Source organism: Pseudomonas veronii (genome assembly GCF_001439695.1).
Taxonomy (GTDB): domain Bacteria; phylum Pseudomonadota; class Gammaproteobacteria; order Pseudomonadales; family Pseudomonadaceae; genus Aquipseudomonas; species Aquipseudomonas veronii.
In genome coordinates, this window is the sequence record NZ_JYLL01000022.1 from 35162 (window position 1) to 59349 (window position 24188).

Consider the following 24188-nt stretch of genomic DNA (forward strand, 5'->3'; position numbering starts at 1 on the left):
GTTACTGTACCGATCATAAAGCCCAAGCTGCCTGGATCGGATCTCTGACTTGACGCGTCCCCTCCTTCTACTAATAAGTCTGGCCTTGAGCTTTGCTGCGCACGCGACGATTACCGAAAGCCACGGTTATGCGCAGTTCGGCACGCTCAAGTACCCGACCAAATTCACCCACTTCGATTGGGTAAACCCTGCAGCGCCGAAAGGCGGGACGTTGCGGGTCATGGCGTTTGGCACGTTCGACACCCTCAACCCTTATACCTTCAAGGGTTCGAGCCCGGTTTCCACACCGAACTTCCTGCAATACGGCGTCAATGAGCTGAACGAACCGTTGATGGTCGGTACCGGCCAGTACGCGCCGTCCGGCGATGAGCCGACCTCCAGCTACGGGCTGATTGCCCAATCGGTGGAGTACAGCGAGGACCGCAGCTGGGTGGTGTTCAACCTGCGCCCGGAAGCGCGCTTTCACGATGGCAAGCCGATCACCGCGTATGACGTGGCGTTTTCCTATCGCACCCTGCTGACCGAAGGTCATCCGCAGTACCGCACCAACCTGCAGGAAGTCGCGCGGGTCGACATCCTCAACCGCCACCGTATCCGTTTTGTGTTCAAGCGCGCCGGCAACCCGTTGCTGATCCTGCGCCTGGGCGAACTGCCAGTGCTGCCCCAGCATTACTGGAAAAACCGCGACTTCAAGGCCACCACCTTCGAACCACCGCTGGGCAGCGGGCCCTATCGCCTCAGCAAGGTCACCCCGGGCCGGCAACTGGTGTTCGAGCGGGTCAAGGATTATTGGGGCAAGGACCTGCCGGTCAACCAGGGTTTCTATAACTACGACAAGGTCGAAGTGGAGTTCTACCGCGACAGCGACGTCGCCTTCGAAGCCTTCAAGGCCGGCGAGTTCGATATCTATATCGAGCATCAGGCCAAAAACTGGGCGAATGGTTATGACTTCCCGGCGGTCAGCCGCGGCGACGTGATCAAGGCGCAGATCGCCCACCAGATCCCGACCCAAAGCCAGGGCCTGTTCATGAACACGCGGCGCCCGACGTTCAGCCAGGCCAAGGTGCGTGAAGCCCTGGGGCTGATGTTCGACTTTGAATGGACCAACCGCACCCTGTTCAGCAACGCCTATAAACGCACCTTGAGCTATTACCCCAACAGCGAATTCTCGGCGACCGGCGTCCCGGTCGGCCATGAATGGTTGATGCTCTCGCCCTACCGCGACCAACTGCCGGCCAATCTCTATACCCAACCGTTCAGCCTGCCCCAGACCGACGGGCACGGCATCCCCCGCGACACCTTGCGCCGTGCCCTGGCCCTGCTCGGCGAAGGCGGCTGGAAGCTGTCCGGGCAGCGCCTGCTCAACAAGGACGGGCAGCCGCTGCGCTTCGAGATCCTGCTGGTCAACCCGAACCTGGAGCGCATCTTGCAGCCCTACGTGGAAAACCTGAACAGTATCGGTATCGACGCGCACCTGCGCACGGTCGACCGGGCGCAGTACAAACAGCGCCTCGATCAGTTCGATTTCGACATGATCCTGATGACCCTCAACCAGACCCTCAGCCCCGGCCTTGAGCAGTGGCAGTACTTCCACTCCAGCCAGGCGGCGATCAAGGGCAGCAAGAACTACGCCGGCATCGCCAACCCGGTGGTCGACCGTCTGCTCGAACAACTGCTGGCGGCACAGACCCGCGACGAACAACTGGCCGCCGGCCGGGCCCTGGACCGGGTCCTGCTGTGGCAGCATTACAGCATTCCCAACTGGTACCTCAACTATCATCGCCTGGCCTACCGCAACCGGTTCGCCTTTGTCACCACGCCGCCCTACAGCCTGGGCCTGAGCGCGTGGTGGCTGAAAGCTTCGGAGAAAGCCCAATGATGTCTTTGCGTACAGCACTGCTCGGCAGTCTGTTGCTCTGCACGGCGGCCAACGCCGCCCCGCAACATGCGCTGACCCTCTACAACGAGCCGCCCAAGTACCCCGCCAGCTTCAAGCACTTCGACTACGTCAACCCCGACGCGCCCAAAGGCGGCACCTTTCGCGAGTCGAGCATGGGCGGTTTCGACAGCCTCAACCCCTACATCAGCAAGGGCGTGCCGGCGGACAATATCAGCCTGATCTACGACACCCTGGCCATGCAGAGCCTGGACGAACCCATCACCGAATACGGCCTGGTGGCCGGCAAGATCGAAAAAGCCCCGGACAACAGCTGGGTGCGCTTCTACCTGCGCCCCGAAGCACGCTTCCACGATGGCCACCCGATCCACGCCGAAGACGTGGTGTTCACCTTCCAGATGCTGATGAAGGAAGGCTCGCCGCTCTACCGCACTTACTACGCCGACGTCGACGAAGTGGTCGCCGAAGACCCGCTGCGGGTGCTGTTCAAGTTCAAGCGCACCAACAACCGCGAATTGCCGCTGATCCTCGGGCAACTGCCGGTATTGCCCAAGCATTGGTGGGCTACCCGCGACTTCACCAAGGGCAACCTGGAAATCCCGCTGGGCAGCGGGCCGTACAAGGTCGCCGAGGTCAAGGCCGGGCGCATGATCCGCTACGAGCGGGTCAAGGACTACTGGGCCAAGGACCTGCCGATCACCCAAGGTTTCTACAACTTCGATCAGCGCATCACCGACTATTACCGTGACAACACGGTAGCCCTGGAAGCCTTGAAGGCCGGGCAGTTCGACTACTGGCTGGAGTTCAGCGCGAAGAACTGGGCCAACGCCTACAACATTCCGGCGGTGGCCGAGGGGCGCCTGGTCAAGGAAGAGATCCCCAACGGCAACCCCACCGGCATGCAGGGTTTCGTGTTCAACACACGCAAGCCGATGTTCCAGGACGTGCGCGTGCGCAAGGCCATCAGCCTGTTGCTGGATTTCGAATGGAGCAACAAGCAGCTGTTCAACGGCGCCTACACCCGCACCCGCAGCTACTTCGAGAACTCGGAGATGGCCGCCACCGGCCTGCCCGGCCCGGACGAACTGGCGATCCTCGAACCGCTGCGCGATAAGATCCCCGCCGAAGTCTTCACCCAGGCCTTCGAACCGTCCAAGACCGACGGCAGCGGCATGATCCGCACCCAGCAGCGCGAGGCCTACCAGCTGTTGCAGGAAGCCGGCTGGCGCATCGTCGACGACAGGATGGTCGACGCCACCGGCAAACCGGTGAGCATTGAATTTTTGCTGGCGCAGACCGAGTTCGAACGCATCCTGCTGCCCTTCAAGCGCAACCTGGCAGACCTGGGCATCGACTTGGTGATTCGCCGGGTCGACGTCTCGCAATTCGTCAACCGCCTGCGCTCGCGGGATTTCGACATGCTGGTGGGCAGCTTCCCGCAGTCCACCTCGCCGGGTAATGAACAACGCGAGTTCTGGAAATCCTCCAGCGCCGACAAGCCCGGCAGCCGCAACTACATGGGCCTCAAGGACCCGGCCGTCGACCAACTGGTCGAAGAACTGATCGACGCCGACTCGCGCAAAAGCCTGATCGCCCATGCCAAGGCCCTGGATCGCGTGTTGCAATTTGGCTACTACGTGATCCCCAACTGGCACATCAAGACCTTCCGCGTGGCGTACTGGGACCATCTCGGTCATCCCAAAGTGCCACCGCGTTATGACGTCGGCACCGCCACCTGGTGGGCCAAACCCGACGTCAAACCTGCCATCACCCTGGACACGAGCGCCGACCCGGCGAGCGGAGGCGATTAAATGCTGGCCTATATCATTCGCCGCCTGTTGCTGATCATCCCCACGCTGTTCGGGATTCTGCTGATCAACTTCGTCATCATCCAGGCCGCCCCGGGTGGCCCGGTGGAGCAGATGATCGCCAAGCTCGAAGGCTTCGAAGGCGCCACCAGCCGCATTGCCGGCGGCGGCGCCGAAGTCGCGGTGGCCGGCTCCAGCTACCGTGGCGCCCAAGGCCTGGACCCGGCACTGATCAAGGAAATCGAAACCATGTACGGTTTCGACAAGTCGGCACCGGAACGCTTGTGGATCATGGTCAAGAACTACGCCCGGCTGGATTTCGGCGACAGCTTCTTTCGCGACGCCAAGGTCATCGACCTGATCAAGGAAAAGATGCCGGTGTCGATCTCCCTCGGGCTGTGGAGCACGCTGATCATGTACCTGGTCTCGATCCCGCTGGGGATCGCCAAGGCCACGCGACACGGCAGCCACTTCGACGTATGGACCAGCTCGGCGATCATCGTCGGCTACGCGATCCCGGCGTTCCTGTTCGCGATCCTGCTGATCGTGGTGTTTGCCGGTGGCAGTTACTTCGACTGGTTCCCCTTGCGCGGGCTGACTTCCAACAATTTCGATGAGCTGAGCTGGGGCGGCAAGATCCTCGACTACTTCTGGCACCTGGCCTTGCCCATCACCGCGCTGGTGATCGGCAACTTCGCGACCATGACGCTGCTGACCAAAAACAGCTTTCTCGACGAGATCAACAAACAGTACGTGGTTACCGCCAAGGCCAAGGGCCTGACCAACCACCGCGTGCTCTACGGCCATGTGTTCCGCAACGCCATGCTGCTGGTGATCGCCGGTTTCCCCTCGGCGTTCATCGGGATCTTCTTCACCGGCTCGCTGCTGGTGGAAGTGATCTTCTCCCTCGACGGCCTCGGCCTGATGAGCTTTGAAGCCGCGATCAATCGCGATTACCCGGTGGTGTTCGGCACGCTGTTTATCTTCACCCTGCTCGGGCTGGTGGTGAAACTGATCGGTGACCTCACCTACACCCTGGTCGATCCGCGTATCGACTTCGCCAGCCGGGAGCATTGAGATGAATCTGTCCCCCCTCAATCGCCGCCGGTTCGAGCGGTTCAAGGCAAACAAACGTGGCTGGTGGTCGCTGTGGCTGTTCCTGATCCTGTTCGGCCTGAGCCTGGGCGCCGAGCTGATCGCCAACGACAAACCGCTGGTGGTGCATTACGACGGCGACTGGTATTTCCCGGCGCTCAAACGCTACCCGGAAACCACCTTCGGCGGCGAGTTCCCCCTGGAGGCCAACTACAAGAGCCCGTATATCCAGGAGCTGCTCAAGGCCAAGGGCGCGTGGACGCTGTGGGCGCCGATCCCGTTCAGCTATCAGAGCATCAACTACGACCTGAAGGTGCCGGCCCCCGCGCCGCCGTCTTCGGTCAACCTGCTGGGCACCGACGACCAGGGCCGCGACGTCTTGGCGCGGGTGATCTATGGCTTTCGCGTGTCGGTGCTGTTTGCCCTGACCCTGACCGTGCTCAGCTCGATCATCGGCGTGATCGCCGGGGCCCTGCAGGGCTTCTATGGCGGCTGGGTCGACCTGGCCGGGCAACGCTTCCTGGAGATCTGGTCGGGCTTGCCGGTGCTGTACCTGCTGATCATCCTCGCCAGTTTCGTGCAGCCCAACTTCTGGTGGCTGCTGGGGATCATGCTGCTGTTCTCGTGGATGAGCCTGGTGGACGTGGTCCGCGCCGAGTTCCTGCGCGGGCGCAACTTGGAATACGTGCGCGCGGCCAGGGCGCTGGGCATGCAGAACGGCGCGATCATGTTCCGCCATATCCTGCCCAATGCCATGGTCTCGACCATGACCTTCATGCCGTTCATCCTCACCGGCGCCATCGGCACCCTGACCGCCCTGGACTTCCTCGGCTTCGGCCTGCCGGCGGGTTCGCCGTCGCTGGGGGAACTGGTGGCCCAGGGCAAATCCAACCTGCAAGCGCCGTGGCTGGGCATGAGTGCCTTTGCCGTGCTGGCGATCATGTTGAGTTTGCTGGTGTTTATCGGCGAGTCCGCTCGCGATGCCTTCGACCCGAGGAAATGAGATGAATCAGGACAATCTGATCGAAGTCCGCGACCTCTGCGTCGAGTTCGTCACCGGCGAGCATCACCACCGCGTGGTGAACCACGTCAGCTTCGACATCAAGCGCGGCGAAACCCTGGCGCTGGTCGGCGAAAGCGGCTCCGGCAAATCGGTGACCGCCCACTCGATCCTGCGCCTGCTGCCCTACCCCTTGGCGCGGCACCCCGCCGGCACCATCGAATACGTCGGCCAGGACCTGCTGACCCTCAACGAAAAAACCATCCGGCATATTCGCGGCAACCGCATTGCGATGATCTTCCAGGAGCCGATGACCTCGTTGAACCCGCTGCACTGCATCGAGAAGCAGATCAACGAAGTGCTCGGCCTGCACAAAGGGCTGACCGGCAAAGTCGCGACCCGGCGCACCCTCGAGTTGCTCGGACTGGTGGGCATTCCCGAGCCGCATAAACGCCTCAAGGCGCTGCCCCACGAACTGTCCGGCGGCCAGCGCCAACGGGTGATGATCGCCATGGCCCTGGCCAACGAGCCGGAGCTGTTGATTGCCGACGAACCGACCACCGCCCTCGACGTGACGGTGCAGTTGAAGATCCTCGAGCTGCTCAAGGAACTGCAGGCGCGCCTGGGCATGGCGTTGCTGCTGATCAGCCACGACTTGAACCTGGTGCGGCGCATTGCCCACCGTGTGTGCGTGATGCAACAGGGTTGCATCGTCGAGCAAGCCGATTGCGAAACCTTGTTCCAGTCGCCGCAGCACCCTTACACCCAGGAGCTGCTCGCCGCCGAACCCAGCGGCGGGCCGGCCGCCACCGCCGTCGGGCCACCGTTGCTGGAAGTGGACGACTTGAAAGTCTGGTTTGCGATCAAGAAAGGCTTTTTGCGCAACACCGTCGATTACGTCAAGGCGGTGGACGGCATCAACTTCAGCCTGCCCCAGGGGCAAACCCTGGGCATCGTCGGCGAAAGCGGCTCGGGCAAGTCCACCCTCGGCCTGGCGATCCTGCGCCTGATCGCGAGCAAAGGCGGGATTCGCTTCGAAGGCCAGCAACTCGACCGCCTGACCCAGCAACAGGTGCGCCCGTTGCGCCGGGAAATGCAGGTGGTGTTCCAGGACCCGTTCGGCAGCCTCAGCCCGCGCATGTGCGTCAGCGAGATCGTCGGCGAAGGCCTGCGCATTCACAAGATGGGCAGCCCGGCGGAGCAGGAAGCGGCGATTATCGCAGCGCTCAAGGAAGTCGGCCTCGACCCGCAGTCGCGGCATCGCTACCCCCACGAGTTCTCCGGCGGCCAGCGCCAACGCATCGCCATTGCCCGCGCTCTGGTGCTCAAGCCGCGCCTGATCCTGCTCGACGAACCGACCTCGGCGCTCGACCGCACGGTGCAGCGCCAAGTGGTGGAATTACTGCGCGGTTTGCAGGCCAAGTACAACCTGACCTATCTGTTCATCAGCCATGACCTGGCGGTGGTCAAAGCGTTGAGTCACCAGTTGATGGTGGTCAAGCATGGGCAGGTGGTGGAACAGGGCGACGCGCCGGCGATTTTCGCCAACCCACAGCATGCCTATACCCGGCAGTTGCTGGAGGCGGCGTTTCTGGTGCCGACGCCTTAGCCCAGGGCCGTGACCTATCCGTTCAGCGCGAAAGGATAGGTCGTTCGCCTCAGGCCGCCAGCCCGCGCCCGGCCCGCTCCAGGTTGCGCCACAACCAGCCCGGCAATACGTCCGGGTCCAGGCTGTCGATCAGGTTCTTTAAGCCCAGCCCCAACTCCGTGTCGCCTTCAATCACCAAGCGACGCCGGAAGAACAAGGTGTCCGGATCTTCCTGGCGACTGGCCAGCAACAAGAACTCGCGCCAGTTACCACTGATGGTTACCTGGGCCTCGGCTTTTTCAGCGATGCGCAAGCCATCCCGCGCCAGCGTCAGGTACCAGCACAGCCCAAGGTCGGGGATGCGCAGGCACATCCAGCGCCCGCGCAGCAGGTCGAAGCCACCGTCGCGCAACGGCTCGGCCAGGCAGCGGTTGAGGCCTTGCTGCAAGGCCAGGCGCTGCACCCGGAACGGCACGTGGCGCACCAGCGGCAACAAGCGATCGGCGCCCTTGAGCAGCCATTGTTTGCGACTCAACACAGGCCCACCTCCTCGACCCGCAGCATGCCGGCCTGGCCATGCCAGTAACCGTTGCAACCGTCGACGCACAACGGCGGCATCGCGCCCTGGCGCACCTGGTCAAACGCCTGGACCACGCCGACCATCCCTTCGGCGCGTGGGCTCAGGCGCAACAGGTCAGCGCCACACGCGACCAGGCCGGGGTAATCGGCGAGCAGGTTGGTGACATCGGCCGACATCGTCTGAATCCCGTTCAAGGTGAACAACGGTTGCCCTTCCTGGCTGGTCAGGGCCATGCCGTCGGGGTAGTTGATGCAACAGAACTGGCAATCGTCCTTGGGCCGGTTTTCCGCGCGGGCGGTGAAGCAACGGGCCGAGTACGCCAGGGGCAAATGCCCATAGGCGAAGATCTCCACTTCGGGCAGCGGCCGGCCGAGTTCGCGCACCTGTTCCAGCACATCGGCGATCAGGCTTTGCGAGCACTCCACCGGCGGCACCCAGCGCTGCATGCCCGCATCGAGCAATTGCGCCAGGGCGTGGCCGTTGTACAGGTTGAGCGCCGGGCCGCCGACAAAAGGCAACTTGCGCTCGATCAGCAACTGCACCGCGCCCATGTCGTTGGCCTCGACCAGCACCTCGCCGTTGTCGCACAGGCGGCGCAGGCTCGACAGTTCAGAGGCGGCTTCGATCAAGGTCAGGCTCGACAGCACGATCTGCGCCGAGCTGCACGACTGCAACTCGCGGCCCAGGCCCAACCATTGATCCAGGGAAAACGCGCGGCGTTTGGAGCACACGGTTTCCCCCAGGTAAATCACGTCCAGGGGCAAGCCGGCCATGTCTGAATAGAAGCGCCCCAAGTGTTCCTTATCCCAATAAAACAGCACCGGTCCCAGGCTGAGCTTCATCTGTGTTTCCTCATTGCCATGCGCGATGGTAAGCACCCAGGGTGGTCTGGCTGCCTTCGGAAAGTCCGGCCAGCACCTGGCGCCACTGGTCCTTGACCACAAAATTGGCCGGGGCGCTGCGGTGGGCGTCGAGGGCGGCGCGCCAGACTCGGGTGACTTGTTCCACATAGGCCGGGCTGCGTTGCCGGCCTTCGATCTTCACCGCCTCCACGCCGATGGCGCTGAGTTCGGGCAACAGGTCCAGGGTGTCGAGGCTGGTCGGTTCTTCGAGGGCATGGAAGCGCTTGCCGCCGACCAGGAAGCGGCCTTTGCACAAGGTCGGGTAGCCGGCCGGTTCCTCCGGGGTGTAGCGGTCGATCAGCACTTCACTGAGGCGCGCGCTGAGGCCATCGGCGTCGTCGCTCCAGCGCACCGCCTTGGCCGGCGAGCACACGCCGCACAGGTTGGGCGACTCACCGGTGATATACGACGACAAGTGGCAACGCCCTTCGGCCATGATGCACAGGCTGCCGAAGCCGAACACTTCGATCGGCACCACGCTGCTCGCCGCCACCTGTTTGACCTGGGCCAGCGACAGCACCCGCGGCAGCACCGCGCGGCGGATGCCATAACGTTCGACGTAGAACTTCAGCGCCGCCGCATGGGTGGCCGAGCCCTGCACCGACAAGTGCAACGCCATCTGCGGATGGTGCGCGGCAGCATAGCCGAGCACACCCGGGTCGCCGGCGATCAGCGCATCCACGCCATGATCGGCCGCACGGTCGACGGCGCGTTGCCAGCGTGACCAGATCTTCGGTTGCGGGTAGGTATTGACCGCCACATACAGCTTGCGCTGGTGCTGGCGGATATGGGCGACGGCGGCGTCGAACTGCTTGTCGTCCATGTTCAGCCCGGCGAAATGCCGGGCATTGGTGTCATCGCGAAAACCGACATACACCGCATCGGCGCCTTGGCGCACCGCGGCTTTCAGCGCAGGCAGGTTGCCTGCCGGGCAGACCAGTTGCATGGAGACTCCTCATTGAAACTCGGCGAAAGACAAGAAAGGCACCGGTGCATCCTTGAGCAGCAGTTGCTCGCGCTCGACAATCACCAGGCCATCGGCCCAGCAGGCGGCGGTGAGCATCGCCGAGCTTTGCTGGGGGTGCAGGACGGCGCGCAATTGCCCATCCGCGCCGGGGCTCAAGCGCGCGCGCAGGTACTGGCGGCGCTTGTTGGGGGTAGGCCATTCAAAACCGGCCGGCACCTGGACCGGCACCGGCAACACGCGCTCGACGCCCTGGGCGCGCAACAGGAACGGGCGCACCACCACCAACGCAGTGATCAGCGCGGCAGACGGGTTGCCGGGCAGGCCGATCCACGGTTTGCCCGCCACTTCGCCAAACGCCAGGGGCTTGCCGGGCTGGATCGCCAGGCGCCAGAAATCCACGCGACCGAGTTCCTGGATGGCTTGTTTGAGATGATCCTCCTCGCCCACCGACACGCCGCCGGTGGTCAGCAGCAGGTCGCATTCGGACGACGCGAGGATCAACGCGTCGCGGCTGGCGGCCAACGCGTCGGCCATCACCCCGTAGTCGAGCACCTCCACGCCCCAACCGCGCAATAACGCGGTCACCAGGTGGCGGTTGCTGTTGTAGATCTGCCCCGGCGCCAGCGACTCGCCCGGCTCGCGCAGTTCATCGCCGCTGCTCAGCAGGCACACGCGCAGGGGTCGATAGACCTTGACCCACGGAATGCCGGCCGACGCCAGCAGGCCGACTTCCTGGGCGCGCAGGCGCTGGCCGACACGCAACAGGCGTTGCCCGCGCTGCATTTCTTCACCGCGCTTGCGCACGTGTTCGCCCAGGCGCAGCGGCGGGCACCAGATACGCTGGCCGTAGACGCGGCAACGCTCCTGGGGCACCACGCTGTCGGCGCCGGGCGGCAGCGGCGCACCGGTGAAAATCCGTACTGTCTGCCCGGCCTGTAAAAGCTCATCGCTGCTGTGCCCGGCAGCAATCCGCCCGGCCAGCACCAAGTAGCCGCCCTGCTCCGGCACATCGGCGGCGCGCAGGGCGTAGCCGTCCATGGCGCTGTTGTCCCAGCACGGCAGGTCGAGAGGTGAAAACAGTTCTTCGGCGATCACCCGACCTGCGGCCTGGCCGAGGGGGATGACTTCGGTGGGCGGCGCAGGTGGCGCCTGCGCCAGCAGTTGCTCGATCGCCTCGTCCACCGGCATCAATTGCCCGCTGTCGCACACGCGGGTGTTCATGACCGCGCCTCGCAGGCGCTGAGCGCTTGTTCGAACTGAGGCTTGAGGTGCGCAACGAAGTTGCACGGGCCGGTGCGGCTGTCCAATTGACTGAGCAGAATCTGGTCCCAGGCGGTACGGCACGCGCCGGGCGAACCGGGCATGCAGCACACCAGCACGCCATTGCTCATGCCCGCCAGGGCGCGGGACTGCAAGGTGGACATGCCGATTTCCGCCAGGGACACCTGGCGGAACAGCTCGCCGAACCCGTCCACTTGTTTATCCAGCAGCGGCAACACCGCTTGCGGCGTGTTGTCGCGAGCGGTGAAGCCGGTGCCGCCGGTCATCAGGATCACTTGCACCTGAGGGTCGGCGATCCACTGCGAAACGCGGGCGCGGATCTGGTAGATATCGTCCATCACCAGGCCACGGTCGATCAGCACATGGCCGGCACCTTCTAGGCGCTCTACCAGGGTCTGCCCGGAGGTATCGGTGTCAAAGGTGCGGGTGTCGCTGATGGTCAGTACGGCAATGTTCAGGGAGACAAAACTGCGTTGGGTCAAATGGGCCATGATCAAGGCTCCAGGCAGGTAAAAAGATGCGCTCAGCCTGCGCCGCAACGGGCGCAGGGCCTATTCCTCGAAGGAGGTACCTCGTCAGGGCGCCAGCCGTGTGCGCTGCCAGGCGCCGTCTCGCAGGCGGTAGTCGAGGCGGTCATGCAGGCGGTCGGGGCGGCCTTGCCAGAACTCGATGCGGCGCGGTTGCAGGCAGTACCCGCCCCAGTGCTCGGGCCGTGGCGGTTGCTGGCCGGCGAACCGCTCGGTGACCTCACGCAGCAAACCTTCCAGCTCGCTGCGGTGGGTCAGCGGCTGACTCTGCGGTGAGGCCCAGGCACCGAGTTGGCTGGCGGCCGGGCGGTCGAGGAAATAGGCGTCCGACAGCGCCGGATCGAGGCGCTCGACCGCGCCTTCAATACGCACCTGGCGCTCCAGGCCGGGCCAGAAAAACGTCATCGCTGCATGGGGGTTGCTCGCCAGTTCCTCGCCCTTGGCGCTCTGGTAATTGCCAAAAAACACAAAACCTTCGGCGCTGAAGCCCTTGAGCAGCAGGATGCGGCAATGGGCGTATCCTTCGCTGTCGACCGTGGCCAGGGCCATGCTGTTGGCCTCGGCGGGAGGCGCTTCGGTCTTGCGCGCCTGGCTCAGCCACTGGCCGAACAACACCAGCGGATCGTCTTGCTCGCCGTCGTCCCGCAGGCCGTAGAGGGTGTAGTTGCGGCGCAGTTGCGCGAGGGACAGGGGCATGGGACGAACCTCCAGAGAATTCGCCACAGTGTGGGAACTGCGCAGGTTTTAGCCCTTGACCGCGATCAACAATCCGCCGCGTCATGGCGCCGCAGGCGGCTCACCACAATGACTTCGCCAGCACCACAATCACCACCATGTGCGCGAGAATGCTGCGCCGTATCCACAGCGCACGCTTGGGGCTCAGGCGCTCGCGGGTCAGCCAGTAGGCCAGCAGCAGGTAGTGCCCGATGATGCTCAGGGCGAGGAAGATTTTCAGGCTCAGGAACAGTCCGAAATGACTGTTCCATGGCAGGCCGCGGTAATGCCAGGCCAGGCCGATACCCGCGCCATACAGCAGCACCACCACGCCATGCAGCACCCGCCGCGAACGCCGGGCGATCGCGTGTTCCGCGGTGAAACGCGCCGACCAGGCCAGTTCCTCGCGGGCGCTGTGCCAGATCACCACTTCAAAGAACAGCGTGCCGATAAAGGCGATCGCCGCCAGCAGATGCACGATCAACAACCACGAATACAGCATGCAATGCTCCTAACCGGGGTGCCCGTCGACCCGCGCCCGCCACAACATCGGGCCATACCGCCACAGGTACAAGCCCAGGCCGACCGACCAGCACAGCCCCGCCAGCCACAAGGCCGCCACGGGCCAGATCAACACCAGTGCCACCCGGCACACAGCCGCCAGGTTCAACAGGGCGAACGCCAGGGTCATCCCGCCCGGCGGCTGCAACGGCCGACCGGTATGGCCCAGGCTGACCCGCGCCACCATCGCCAGGATCAGCCCGGCCATGGCGCCGATCGTCAGCGCATGCACGGCCAGGCTCGGGTTGAGCGGCGCACCGAAATGCCACAGCGCCATGCCCAGGCAGGCCACGGCCAACCATGCGTAGGCCAGGTGCAGCGACCACAGCAGCGGCACGCGCCACAGGCCACGGTCATGCCAGCGCGCCAGGCGCAGCAAGTGGCCCAGGCCGAGCACAGCGAACAGTGCGCCGCTCCACCGGCTGGGGAACACCGCCAGCCCGCTGGCGTAAAGCAACGCCACCAGGATCGAACCGCCCAGCAACACACGGTCCAGCCACGGCCACGGCTTGACCGCATCGACCCGGCCCAGGCCACGTTGGGTGAAAAATGGAATCACCCGACCGCCGATCAGCCCCATCATCGCCGCCACCAGCCATAACCCCGTGAGCACCGCCTGGCGCTCCACGCCCTCGTCATGGCGCAGCAACCCATACAACGCCAACGCGTCTGCCACGGCGAGCAAGCCCAGCACCAGTACAATCGGGTAGTTACGGGTTTGCCTGACCTTCCACAGCGTCCAGCCCATCACCCCGGCCACCGCCAGCGGAAAACTCAGTTCCAGCACCGCCAGCAGCGGCCACGGCAGGTTCAGCAACCAACCCAGGCGCGCCGCCAGCCATAACCCGGCGAGCAACGCCAGGGGCGCGCCGCTGAGGCCGGGGCGGCCGGTCCAGGTCTGCACCGCGGTCAGCAAAAAACCGGCGATGATCGCCACGCCAAAGCCGAACAGCAGCTCATGCCGGTGCCAGGCCAGCCAGCCGCCGGCCGGTTGCCAAGTACCGGTGGCGCCGCCCAGGGCGAACAACCACAGAGGAATGACCAGTACCGCCAACAGGCAGGCACCGAGGAAAAACGGGCGGAATGCCAGGCGAAACAATGGGGGAATGGCCATGGCCTTGCGTCGATCGAGCACTTGCATAGCACGGCTCCTAAACAGATGAATGCGACAATCTTGCGCTGCAGCCTGCGCTTTGCCCTTGTCGTAGATCAAGCACGCCCGCCACGGACAGGGGAACTTTGCCAGGAAATAACCGCCCGAATCCGGTACGCTCAGCGTTTTTACTCAAGGAGTTAATTCCCATGGCCAAAGCCACCGCCCGTCACATCCTCGTTGCCACCGAAGACAAGTGCAACGAACTCAAGGCCCAGATCGAAGGCGGCGCCGATTTCGCAGAAGTCGCCAAAGCCAATTCCAGCTGCCCATCCAGCCGTCAAGGCGGCGACCTGGGCTCGTTCGGTCCAGGCCAGATGGTTAAAGAATTCGACACCGTCGTGTTCAGCGCCCCGGTCAACACCGTGCAAGGCCCGGTGAAAACCCAGTTCGGTTATCACCTGCTGGAAGTCACCAGCCGTCAGGACTGATTCAGTCCACGCTGATGCTTGAAACAACGGCCCGCCTTTTGGTGGGCCGTTGTGCATGGGATGACTGGCGATGCTCAGGCCGTTAGCGTACAAATCCCTATTCTCCTTCACCCGGCGCTCAAGGCAGATAATGCGACTGGCTTTTTCGACTCTATTCAGCTCCACCCTGGCTCTGCTGCTGGCCAGCACCGCTGTGATCGCGGCCCCGCAAACCTACCTGACCGTGTATGGCGAACCGGCCAAATATGGCACCGGCTTCAGCCATTTCGACTATGCCAACCCCAACGCGCCCAAGGGCGGCAGCCTGCGGCGTTCGGCCATCGAGATCGGGCGCTTCGACCATGTGCTGCCCTATATCGACAAAGGCATCGGCGTGTCCCAGATCGACGGCTGGCTCTACTCGCCCCTGGCCCTGCGCTCCCTGGACGAGCCGTACACGGTCTACGGCCTGGTCGCCGAGAAGATGGAACGCGCGGACGACGGCCTGTCGCTGCGCTTCTACCTCAACCCCAAGGCCCGTTTTGCCGATGGCACACCGATCACCGCCGAAGACGTGCGCTACAGCTTCGATTTGCTGATGACCCAGGGCAGCCTGCGCTTTCGCACGCTGTTCGCCGACGTCAAACACGTCGAAGTCGAAGGCGAACGCCAGGTGCGCTTCGATTTTTCCAGCGATGAAAACCGCACCCTGGCGCTGGATATCGCCACCCTGCCGGTGTTCCCCGAGCACTGGTGGAAAACCCGCGACTTCGCCAACGGCGGCGGCTACGAAGCGCCGCTGGGCAGCGGCCCGTACAAAATCAGCAAGATCGACGCGGGCAGCACCATCACCTTTACCCGCAACCCTGATTGGTGGGGCAAGGACTTGCCGGTCAGCCGCGGTCTGTACAACTTCAATCACCTGAGCCTGGAATATTTCGGCGACACCGAAGTGGCGCGCCAGGTGCTGCGTGGCGGCGCGTATGACTTCAACCGCGAGTTCTCCGCCACCGGTTATTCCATCGGCTACAACGGCCCGGCGCTGGACGACGGGCGCCTGCAACGCGCGCACCTGGCCAAAGAGATGCCGCAACCGGCCCAAGGCTATGTGTTCAACGTGCAGAAACCGATGTTCCAGGACCGCCGCGTGCGCCAGGCCCTGGCGATGCTGTGGGATTTCGAATGGGCCAACCGGCAGATGATGCGCAACCTGTACATCCGCCAGCAGAGCTACTTCTCCAATAGCCCGCTGGCCGCGAGCGAATTGCCGACCCCGGAAGAGCTGGCGATCCTCGAACCCCTGCGCGGCCAGGTGCCCGACGAGGTGTTCAGCCAGGTCTTCAAAGCCCCCGTCACCGACGGCAGCGGCATGATCCGCGACAAGCAACTGCAAGCCTTGGCCCTGCTGGAAGAAGCCGGCTGGAACCCCGACGGCGACAAGCTGGTCAACGCCGAGGGCGAGCCGCTGGAGTTCACCTTCCTCTATGCCCAACCCGGCCTCGAGCGTCTGTTGCTGCCGTACAAGCGCAACCTGGCGCAGATCGGCATCACCCTGATCATCCGCCGCATCGACTCCTCGCAGTACGTCAACCGGCTGATGACGCGGGACTACGACATGATCGTCACCGGCTTCCCGGTCACCACCTCGCCGGGGATGGAGTTGTACAACTACTTCGGCTCCAGCGCCGCGTTCGACCCGGGCGCCAACAACTACATGGTGCTCAAGGACCCGGCCGTCGACAGCCTGATCAAGGGCCTGGTGAAAGCCAACACCCAGGCGCAGATGCTCACCTACGCCCACGCCCTGGACCGGGTGCTGCAATGGAACTACCTGTGGATCCCCAATTACTACCCGCCCGGCACGTCCGCCGCGTGGTGGAACCGCTTCGGCCGCCCGGCGATCGAGGCGAAGAATGACGAAGCCCTGGAAACCTGGTGGGAAATCAGCCCCACGCCACTGACGAACGCACAAATGAGCGCGGAGCTTAAAAAACGCGGAGGGATGCGCTGATGTTTGCCTATATCGTGCGACGCCTGCTGTTGATCATCCCGACGCTGGTGATCATCCTGCTGGTCAATTTCGTGATCGTGCAGGCCGCGCCCGGCGGGCCGGTGGAACAGGCGATCGCCCACCTGCAAGGGATCGGCGGCGGCGGCATCGGCGGTTCCGCCGGCGAAGGCCTCGGCAGCGGCTCGCGGGCCAGCCGTGGCCTGGACCCGAAACTGATCAAGGACATCGAAAAACAATACGGCTTCGACAAGCCGGCGCCGGAGCGCCTGTGGCTGATGCTCAAGAGCTACGCCCGGCTGGACTTCGGCAACAGCTTCTTTCGCGGCGCGACCGTCACCGACCTGATCCTGGAAAAGATGCCGGTGACCATCTCCCTCGGCCTGTGGGCCACGCTGATCACCTACCTGGTGTCCATCCCCCTGGGGATCCGCAAGGCGGTGCGCCATGGCAGCAACTTCGATGTGTGGAGCAGCACCGCCATCGTGATCGGCTATGCGATGCCGGCGTTCCTGTTTGCGATGTTCCTGATCGTGGTGTTCGCCGGCGGCACCTCGCTGAACTGGTTCCCGGTGCGCGGCCTGGTCTCGGAAAACTTCGACGAACTGAGCACGGTGGGCAAGGTCGCCGACTATTTCTGGCACCTGGTCTTGCCGGTCACGGCGCTGGTGATCGGCGGGTTCGCCACCCTGACCATCCTGACGAAAAACTCGTTCCTCAATGAGATCACGCGCCAATACGTGGTTACCGCCCGCGCCAAAGGCTTGAGCGAACGGCAGGTGCTGTACGGGCATGTGTTCCGCAATGCGATGCTGCTGGTGATCTCGGGGATTCCCCAGGCGTTTATCAGCGTGTTCTTTGCCGGCTCGTTGCTGATCGAGGTGATCTTTTCCCTCGACGGCCTCGGGCGCATGAGCTACGAAGCCGCGGTGTCCCGCGACTACCCGGTGGTGTTCGGTTCGCTGTTTATCTTCACCCTGTTCGGCCTCTTGATAAAACTGATCGGCGACCTCTGCTACACCCTGGTGGACCCGCGTATCGACTTCGCCGCGAGGAACGCCTGATGTTCAATCTATCTCCCGTGGCCCGTCGGCGTTTCGAGCGGTTCAAGAAGAACCGCCGCGGCTGGTGGTCACTGTGGCTGTTTATCGGCCTGTTCATCCTGACCCTGGGTGGCGAGTTGATCGCCAATGACAAGCCCTTGGTGTTGAGCTTCAAGAACGAGCTGTATTTTCCGGTGTTCAAGCGCTACACCGAGCAGCAGTTTGGCGGGCAATTACCGTTCCAGGCCGACTATCGCAGCGACTACGTACAGAAGCTGATCAAGCAGGACGGCGGCTGGATGCTGTTCCCGCCAGTGCCGTTCAACGACGACACGCCCAACTACGAACTGACCCGCCCTGCCCCCAGCCCGCCCTCGGCGGTGAACTGGCTGGGCACCGACGACCAGTCGCGCGACGTGGTGGCGCGGGTGATCTTCGGCGCGCGGGTGTCGATCCTGTTTGCCCTGGCGCTCACCGCGATCAGTGCGAGCATCGGCATCGCCGCGGGCGCGTTGCAGGGTTACTACGGCGGCTGGGTCGACCTGATCGGTCAGCGGGTGCTGGAAGTGTGGTCCGGGTTGCCGGTGCTGTACCTGCTGATCATCCTGTCCGGCTTTGTCGAACCGAACTTCTGGTGGCTGCTGGGGATCATGGCGCTGTTTTCCTGGCTGGCCCTGGTGGACGTGGTGCGCGCCGAGTTCCTGCGCGGGCGCAACCTGGAGTACGTCAAGGCGGCGCGGGCCCTGGGTTTGAGCGACGCCAAGATCATGCGCCGACACATCCTGCCCAATGCCATGACGGCCACCCTGAGCTACCTGCCGTTTATTTTGACCGGGGCGATTTCCACCTTGAGCGCCCTGGATTTCCTCGGTTTCGGCATGCCGGCGGGCAGCGCGTCGCTGGGTGAGTTGATCGCCCAGGGCAAGCAGAACCTGCAAGCGCCATGGCTGGGCCTGACGGCGTTTTTCACCTTGGCGCTGATTCTGTCGCTGCTGGTATTTATCGGCGAGGCGTTGCGCGATGCCTTCGACCCCCGTGCATGAGTGAGTCTGTATGAGCGACAACCTGATCGAGATCCGCGACCTCTGCGTCGCCTTCAGCGGCCAGACCGTGGTGCGCAACCTTAGCCTGGATGTGCGCCCCGGCGAGTGCCTGGCGCTGGTCGGCGAGTCGGGCTCGGGCAAGTCGGTGACGGCCCTTTCGATTCTGCAACTGCTGCCCGAAGCCGGCACGCAAACCAGCGGCTCCGTGCGCTATCGCGGCCAAGAGTTGATCGGCGCATCGGCGGCCACCCTGCAAAAGCTGCGTGGCGACCGCATCGCCATGATCTTCCAGGAGCCGATGACCTCCCTCAACCCGCTGCACAGCATCGAAAAGCAGATCGGCGAAACCCTGCTGTTGCACAAAGGTGTGGGCGGCAAAGCAGCACAGGCGCGCATCATTGAACTGCTCGAACTGGTCGGCCTCCAGAACCCCCAGGAACGGCTCAAGGCCTATCCGCACCAACTCTCCGGCGGCCAGCGCCAACGCGTGATGATCGCCATGGCCCTGGCCTGCGAGCCGGAACTGCTGATCGCCGACGAGCCCACCACCGCGTTGGATGTGACCGTGCAGCGCAAGATCCTGCTGCTGCTCAAGTCCTTGCAGCAACGCCTGGGCATGTCGCTGCTGCTGATCAGCCACGACCTCAACCTGGTGCGCAGCATGGCGCAGCGCGTGTGTGTGATGCATACCGGCGAGATCGTCGAACAGGCCGACTGCGAAACCTTGTTCAACGCGCCACAACACCCCTACAGCCGCTTGCTGCTCGACGCTGAACCGGCGGGCGAGGTGCTGTGCGGCGAAACGCGCGAAACGGTGTTGCAGGTCGACGACCTGAGCGTGCAATTCCCCCTCGGCGGCGGCCTGTTTCAGCGCAAGACCTACCTGCGCGCGGTGGACGGCATCAGCCTCAGCGTGCAGCGCGGCAAGACGCTGGGCATCGTCGGCGAGTCGGGCTCGGGCAAATCCACCCTGGGCCAGGCGATCCTGCGCCTGCTGGACTCCACCGGCAGCATCCGCTTCCAGGGCGTCGCCCTCGACGCGCTCAACCACAAACAGATGCGCCCGTGGCGCAAGCAGATGCAGGTGGTGTTCCAGGACCCCTACGGCAGCCTCAGCCCGCGCATGTCGGTGCAGCAGATCATCAGCGAAGGCCTGGAAGTCCACGCACCGTGCAGCCTCGCCGAGTGTGACGCGCAGGTGATCCAGGTGCTCAAGGACGTCGGCCTCGACCCGGCCAGCCGGTATCGTTACCCCCACGAGTTTTCCGGTGGCCAGCGCCAGCGCATCGCCATCGCCCGCGCGCTGGTGCTCAAGCCGGCGCTGATGCTGCTCGACGAACCCACCTCGGCCCTCGACCGCACAGTGCAGAAGCAAGTGGTGGCGTTGCTGCGCGAGCTGCAGGACAAGTACGGCCTGACCTACCTGTTCATCAGCCATGACCTGGCCGTGGTGCGCGCCATGGCCCACGACATGATCGTGATCAAGGACGGCAAGGTGGTGGAGCGCGGCGCCAGCCATGATGTGTTTGAATCGCCGCAACACCCGTACACCCAGGAACTGCTGGCCGCCGCACACATCCCCTTGTAGGAGCGAGCTTGCTCGCGAAAAGCGCAAGGACACCGCGTTCAACCAGCAGGCCGCGTCATCGTTAACGTTTTTCGCGAGCAAGCTCGCTCCTACAGGATTCTGCACGCATGAGTACCAGCCTCAAGGACTACCAACAGGTTCGCGGCCTGGCCATCCAGTCGCTGTTCGAGATCATCGAGCAGTCCAGCGAAGGCACGGTGATTGTCGACCGCGACGCGAACATCGTGTGGATGAACGAGCGCTACGCCAAGCGCTTCGGCCTCAAGAGCGCCGACGAAGCCATCGGCCAACCCTGCGAACAGGTCATCGCCAACAGCCTGTTGCGCCAGGTGGTGCGCAACGACCAGCCGATCCTGCTGGATATCCAGGACACGCCCAAAGGCCCGTTGGTGGTGATGCGCCTGCCGATCCACAACGACGCCGGCGCGGTGATCGGCGCCATCGGCTTTGCGCTGTTCGATGAGCTGCGCAACCTGTCGCCGCTGATCGAGCGTTACCTGAGCATGCAGCAAGAACTGGCGTCCACCCGCTCGCTGCTGCGTTCACGCCAGAGCAAGTACACCTTTGCGCACTTTATCGGCACCAGCGCCACCAGCCTCGAAGTCAAACGCCGCGCACGGCGCAGTGCGAGTGCCGAGTCGCCGGTGTTGCTGCTCGGCGAGACCGGCACCGGCAAGGAGTTGCTGGCCCAGGCGATCCACGGCGCCTCGACGCGGGCGCACAAGGCATTTGTCAGCATCAACAGCGCGGCCATTCCCCATGACCTGCTCGAAGCCGAGTTCTTCGGCACCGCGCCCGGCGCGTTTACCGGCGCCGACCGCAAAGGCCGCCCCGGCAAGTTGCAGATCGCCCAGGGCGGCACGCTGTTTCTCGATGAAATCGGCGACATGCCCCTGCCGCTGCAAAGCAAGCTGTTACGGGTGTTGCAGGAGAAGGAATACGAACCGGTCGGCTCCAACGAGATGCGGCACAGCGACGTGCGGGTGATCGCCGCCACGTCCATGGACCTGGAAGCGGCGATCAAACGCGGCGAGTTTCGCGCCGACCTGTATTACCGGCTGAATGTGCTGCCGATCCAGGTGCCGCCGTTGCGCGAACGCCTGGAAGATATTCCGGCGCTGAGCGAAGCGATCCTCGAAGACCTGCGCAGCCACCACGAACTGGACCGCGAGGCCCTGGCGTTGTTGGCGCGGCATGCATGGCCGGGGAATATCCGCGAACTGCGCAACGTGCTGGAACGCGCGGCGTTGTTGAGCGATGACCGGGTGTTGGGCGCGGCTGAGATTCGCGCCGCGATCGGCACGTTCAGCCCGGTGGCGCGCGAGGCGATGGAAACGCTCGAAGGCGAGACGTTCGAAGGCGAGACGTTCGCAGCGGCGCGGGAGCGCTTCGATCGGCAGTTGATCACTGCGGCGCTCAAGGCCTGCGGCGGGAACGTGGTGGCCGCGGCCCAGCGCTTGGGGCTGGGCCGGTCGACCTTGTACAAGAAAATGGTCGCGCTGGGCCTGGCCATATCTCAATAAAGAGACAAAATTCTCAAAACAAAGACAATCCTTGTGGGAGGGGGCTTGCCCCCGATGGCAGTGCCTCAGTCAGCCTATTCTTTACAGACCCACCGCTATCGGGGGCAAGCCCCCTCCCACCTTTGATGTGTTTTTGTCTCTGAATTGAGACCAGATCTGAAAAGCTTGTTCGTGGATACAATAATATCCATGTATTTCAATAGGTTATGAACATGGCACGCATCTCGCTATAGCCCTCCTCCAACGCATCACCCCACAAAAATAACAATCTGATGGAGACACACCATGAGTGTGATCATTGCCTTGGCAGCCCTCGCGCTGCTGATGCTGGCTGCCTACCGTGGCTACAGCGTCATCTTGTTTGCCCCCATCGCCGCCCTCGGCGCTGTCCTGCTCACCGACCCGTCCGCGGTCGCCCCGGCGTTTACCGGGGTGTTCATGGAGAAAATGGTCGGTTTCATCAAACTGTATTTTCCGGTGTTCCTGCTCGGTGCCGTGTTCGGCAAGCTGATCGAGCTGTCGGGTTTCTCGCGCTCGATCGTGGCGGCCGCAATCCGCTTGCTCGGCACGCGCCAGGCGATGCTGGTGATCGTGCTGGTCTGCGCCCTGCTCACCTACGGCGGCGTGTCGCTGTTCGTGGTGGTGTTTGCGGTGTACCCGTTCGCGGCGGAGATGTTCCGCCAGAGCGACATCCCCAAGCGCCTGATCCCGGCGACCATCGCCCTCGGCGCGTTCTCGTTCACCATGGACGCGCTGCCCGGCACGCCGCAGATCCAGAACATCATCCCCAGCACGTTCTTCAACACCACCGCCTGGGCTGCGCCGTGGCTGGGGCTGATCGGCACGATCTTCGTGTTCTGCAGCGGCATGCTCTACCTGGCGCGCCAGCGCAACAAGGCGCAACGGGCCGGTGAAGGCTACGGCACCGAACTGCGCAACGAGCCGGAAACCGCCGAGAACCTGAGCCTGCCCAACCCCTGGATCGCGCTGTCGCCGCTGCTCCTGGTGGGCGTGATGAACCTGCTGTTCACCCACTGGATCCCGCAGTGGTACGGCAAGACCCACAGCCTCAGCCTGCCGGGCATGAGCGCGCCGGTGACCACCGAAATCGCCAAACTCACCGCGATCTGGGCGGTGCAGGCGGCGTTGCTGGTGGGCATCGTCATGGTGCTGGTGTTCGGCTGGTCGGCGATCAAAAGCAAGCTCGCCGAAGGCAGTAAGAGCGCGGTCAGCGGTGCGCTGCTGGCGGCGATGAACACCGCCTCGGAATACGGCTTCGGTGCGGTGATCGCCTCGCTGCCGGGCTTTCTGGTGCTGGCGGACTGGCTCAAGGGCATCCCCAACCCGCTGGTCAACGAAGCGATTACCGTGACGCTGCTGGCCGGTATCACCGGCTCGGCGTCCGGCGGCATGAGCATCGCCCTGGCGGCGATGTCCGAGAGTTTCATTGCGGCGGCCCATGCGGCGAATATTCCCCTTGAAGTGCTGCACCGGGTCGCGGCCATGGCCAGCGGCGGCATGGACACCCTGCCCCACAACGGCGCGGTGATCACCTTGCTGGCGGTCACCGGGCTGACCCACCGCGAAGCCTACAAGGACATCTTCGGCATCACGATCATCAAGACCCTCGCGGTGTTCGTGGTGATCGGTACTTTCTACGCCACCGGCATTGTGTGAGGTTTTCATGACGAATTTGAACGGCAAGACAGCCCTGGTCACCGGCTCCACCAGCGGTATCGGCCTGGGCATAGCGCTGAGCCTGGCCGAGGCCGGCGCCAACCTGATCCTCAACGGCTTCGGCGACGCCAGCGCGGTGATCGCCCAGGTACAGGCGTTCGGCGGCAAGGTCGGGCATCACCCGGCGGACGTCAGCGACCCGGCGCAGATCGCCGACATGCTCGCCTACGCCGAGCGCGAATTCGGCGGCGTGGATATTCTGGTCAACAACGCCGGCATCCAGCATGTGGCGGCGGTGGACGAGTTTCCGGTGGAGCGCTGGGATGCGATCATCGCGATCAACCTGTCGTCGGTGTTCCACAGCACGCGCCTGAGCCTGCCGGGCATGAAGGCCAAGGGCTGGGGGCGCATCGTCAATATCGCCTCGGTGCATGGCCTGGTGGGTTCGGTGGGCAAGGCCGCCTACGTCGCGGCCAAGCATGGCGTGATCGGCCTGACCAAGGTAGTCGGCCTGGAAACCGCCACCAGCAACGTGACCTGCAACGCGATCTGCCCCGGCTGGGTGCTGACGCCGCTGGTGCAGAAGCAGATCGATGATCGCGCGGCCAACGGCGTCGACCCGCAGCAGGCGCAACATGATTTACTGGCAGAGAAGCAGCCGTCGCTGGAGTTCGTCACCCCGCCGCAACTGGGTGAGCTGGTATTGTTTTTGTGCAGCGAGGCCGGTGCCCAAGTGCGCGGCGCGGCATGGAACATCGATGGTGGTTGGCTGGCTCAATAGACCAAACACAGAAAATCCAATGTGGGAGGGGCGGTGCGACGA

General features: G+C 63.8%; 21 protein-coding genes. 13 read left to right on the top strand and 8 right to left on the bottom strand.

Features of this window, described 5'->3' with window-relative positions; genetic code table 11:
- Positions 1 to 49 precede the first annotated feature (49 nt).
- Genes TU80_RS22230 through TU80_RS22250 form a run of 5 tightly spaced genes read left to right on the top strand, consistent with a single transcriptional unit; the run spans position 50 to position 7409 of the window.
- A complete protein-coding gene (locus TU80_RS22230) occupies positions 50 to 1879 on the top strand; it encodes an extracellular solute-binding protein (protein WP_046383127.1) in 1830 nt (609 codons plus the stop codon).
- Positions 1876 to 3708, top strand: a complete 1833-nt coding sequence (locus tag TU80_RS22235; protein ID WP_057005427.1) for an extracellular solute-binding protein — start codon at positions 1876 to 1878, stop codon at positions 3706 to 3708. The genes TU80_RS22230 and TU80_RS22235 overlap by 4 nt, the downstream gene beginning before the upstream one ends.
- Positions 3709 to 4782 (top strand): microcin C ABC transporter permease YejB, encoded by a 1074-nt coding sequence (locus tag TU80_RS22240; RefSeq protein ID WP_017846625.1) that lies wholly within the window; start codon positions 3709 to 3711, stop codon positions 4780 to 4782.
- Position 4783: 1 nt separating this feature from the next.
- Positions 4784 to 5803 (top strand): ABC transporter permease, encoded by a 1020-nt coding sequence (locus TU80_RS22245; RefSeq protein WP_017846626.1) that lies wholly within the window; start codon positions 4784 to 4786, stop codon positions 5801 to 5803.
- Between the two features lies 1 nt (position 5804).
- Positions 5805 to 7409 (top strand): ABC transporter ATP-binding protein, encoded by a 1605-nt coding sequence (locus tag TU80_RS22250; protein WP_057005428.1) that lies wholly within the window; start codon positions 5805 to 5807, stop codon positions 7407 to 7409.
- 49 nt (positions 7410 to 7458) lie between these two features.
- Here TU80_RS22250 and ubiT read toward each other — a convergent pair whose 3' ends face one another.
- The 8 genes from ubiT to TU80_RS22290 all read right to left on the bottom strand — a co-directional run bounded on the left by ubiT (position 7459) and on the right by TU80_RS22290 (position 14061).
- On the bottom strand, positions 7459 to 7926 hold the full coding sequence (gene ubiT, locus TU80_RS22255) for a ubiquinone anaerobic biosynthesis accessory factor UbiT (protein WP_017846628.1): 468 nt from the start codon (positions 7924 to 7926) through the stop codon (positions 7459 to 7461).
- Positions 7920 to 8810 carry a U32 family peptidase gene (locus TU80_RS22260; RefSeq protein WP_046383125.1) on the bottom strand — a complete coding sequence of 297 codons (891 nt, stop codon included), beginning with the start codon at positions 8808 to 8810 and terminating at the stop codon, positions 7920 to 7922. The genes ubiT and TU80_RS22260 overlap by 7 nt, the downstream gene beginning before the upstream one ends.
- A 10-nt stretch (positions 8811 to 8820) precedes the next feature.
- Complete coding sequence (gene ubiU, locus TU80_RS22265) at positions 8821 to 9816, bottom strand: ubiquinone anaerobic biosynthesis protein UbiU (RefSeq protein ID WP_017846630.1); 996 nt, start codon at positions 9814 to 9816, stop codon at positions 8821 to 8823.
- A 9-nt stretch (positions 9817 to 9825) separates the two neighbouring features.
- On the bottom strand, positions 9826 to 11058 hold the full coding sequence (locus TU80_RS22270) for a molybdopterin molybdotransferase MoeA (RefSeq protein ID WP_046383124.1): 1233 nt from the start codon (positions 11056 to 11058) through the stop codon (positions 9826 to 9828).
- Positions 11055 to 11609 (bottom strand): molybdenum cofactor biosynthesis protein B, encoded by a 555-nt coding sequence (gene moaB, locus TU80_RS22275; protein WP_046383123.1) that lies wholly within the window; start codon positions 11607 to 11609, stop codon positions 11055 to 11057. The genes TU80_RS22270 and moaB overlap by 4 nt, the downstream gene beginning before the upstream one ends.
- 84 nt (positions 11610 to 11693) lie before the next feature.
- Positions 11694 to 12341 carry a pyridoxamine 5'-phosphate oxidase gene (pdxH, locus tag TU80_RS22280; RefSeq protein ID WP_017846633.1) on the bottom strand — a complete coding sequence of 216 codons (648 nt, stop codon included), beginning with the start codon at positions 12339 to 12341 and terminating at the stop codon, positions 11694 to 11696.
- Between the two features lie 100 nt (positions 12342 to 12441).
- Positions 12442 to 12861, bottom strand: coding sequence for a hypothetical protein (locus TU80_RS22285; protein ID WP_057005429.1), 420 nt, complete (start codon positions 12859 to 12861; stop codon positions 12442 to 12444).
- A 9-nt stretch (positions 12862 to 12870) separates the two neighbouring features.
- A complete protein-coding gene (locus TU80_RS22290; protein ID WP_057005430.1) occupies positions 12871 to 14061 on the bottom strand; it encodes an NnrS family protein in 1191 nt (396 codons plus the stop codon).
- Between the two features lie 161 nt (positions 14062 to 14222).
- Between TU80_RS22290 and TU80_RS22295 the strand changes: the two genes are divergently transcribed.
- From TU80_RS22295 to TU80_RS22330, 8 genes are all read left to right on the top strand, one after another.
- On the top strand, positions 14223 to 14504 hold the full coding sequence (locus tag TU80_RS22295; protein ID WP_003208024.1) for a peptidylprolyl isomerase: 282 nt from the start codon (positions 14223 to 14225) through the stop codon (positions 14502 to 14504).
- 130 nt (positions 14505 to 14634) lie between these two features.
- A complete protein-coding gene (locus tag TU80_RS22300; RefSeq protein ID WP_057005431.1) occupies positions 14635 to 16494 on the top strand; it encodes an extracellular solute-binding protein in 1860 nt (619 codons plus the stop codon).
- Positions 16494 to 17555: a microcin C ABC transporter permease YejB gene (locus tag TU80_RS22305; protein WP_057005432.1), complete on the top strand. Its 1062-nt coding sequence runs from the start codon at positions 16494 to 16496 to the stop codon at positions 17553 to 17555. The genes TU80_RS22300 and TU80_RS22305 overlap by 1 nt, the downstream gene beginning before the upstream one ends.
- Positions 17555 to 18577 carry an ABC transporter permease gene (locus TU80_RS22310; RefSeq protein WP_057005433.1) on the top strand — a complete coding sequence of 341 codons (1023 nt, stop codon included), beginning with the start codon at positions 17555 to 17557 and terminating at the stop codon, positions 18575 to 18577. The genes TU80_RS22305 and TU80_RS22310 overlap by 1 nt, the downstream gene beginning before the upstream one ends.
- A 10-nt stretch (positions 18578 to 18587) precedes the next feature.
- Positions 18588 to 20165: an ABC transporter ATP-binding protein gene (locus TU80_RS22315; RefSeq protein ID WP_057005434.1), complete on the top strand. Its 1578-nt coding sequence runs from the start codon at positions 18588 to 18590 to the stop codon at positions 20163 to 20165.
- A 107-nt stretch (positions 20166 to 20272) separates the two neighbouring features.
- A complete protein-coding gene (locus TU80_RS22320) occupies positions 20273 to 21688 on the top strand; it encodes a sigma-54 interaction domain-containing protein (RefSeq protein WP_057005435.1) in 1416 nt (471 codons plus the stop codon).
- 285 nt (positions 21689 to 21973) lie between these two features.
- Entirely contained in the window at positions 21974 to 23365 is a 1392-nt protein-coding gene (locus TU80_RS22325; RefSeq protein WP_046383116.1) for a GntP family permease, read from the top strand.
- Positions 23366 to 23372: 7 nt separating this feature from the next.
- On the top strand, positions 23373 to 24146 hold the full coding sequence (locus TU80_RS22330; protein WP_017846642.1) for a 3-hydroxybutyrate dehydrogenase: 774 nt from the start codon (positions 23373 to 23375) through the stop codon (positions 24144 to 24146).
- The last annotated feature ends 42 nt before the right edge of the window (positions 24147 to 24188 follow it).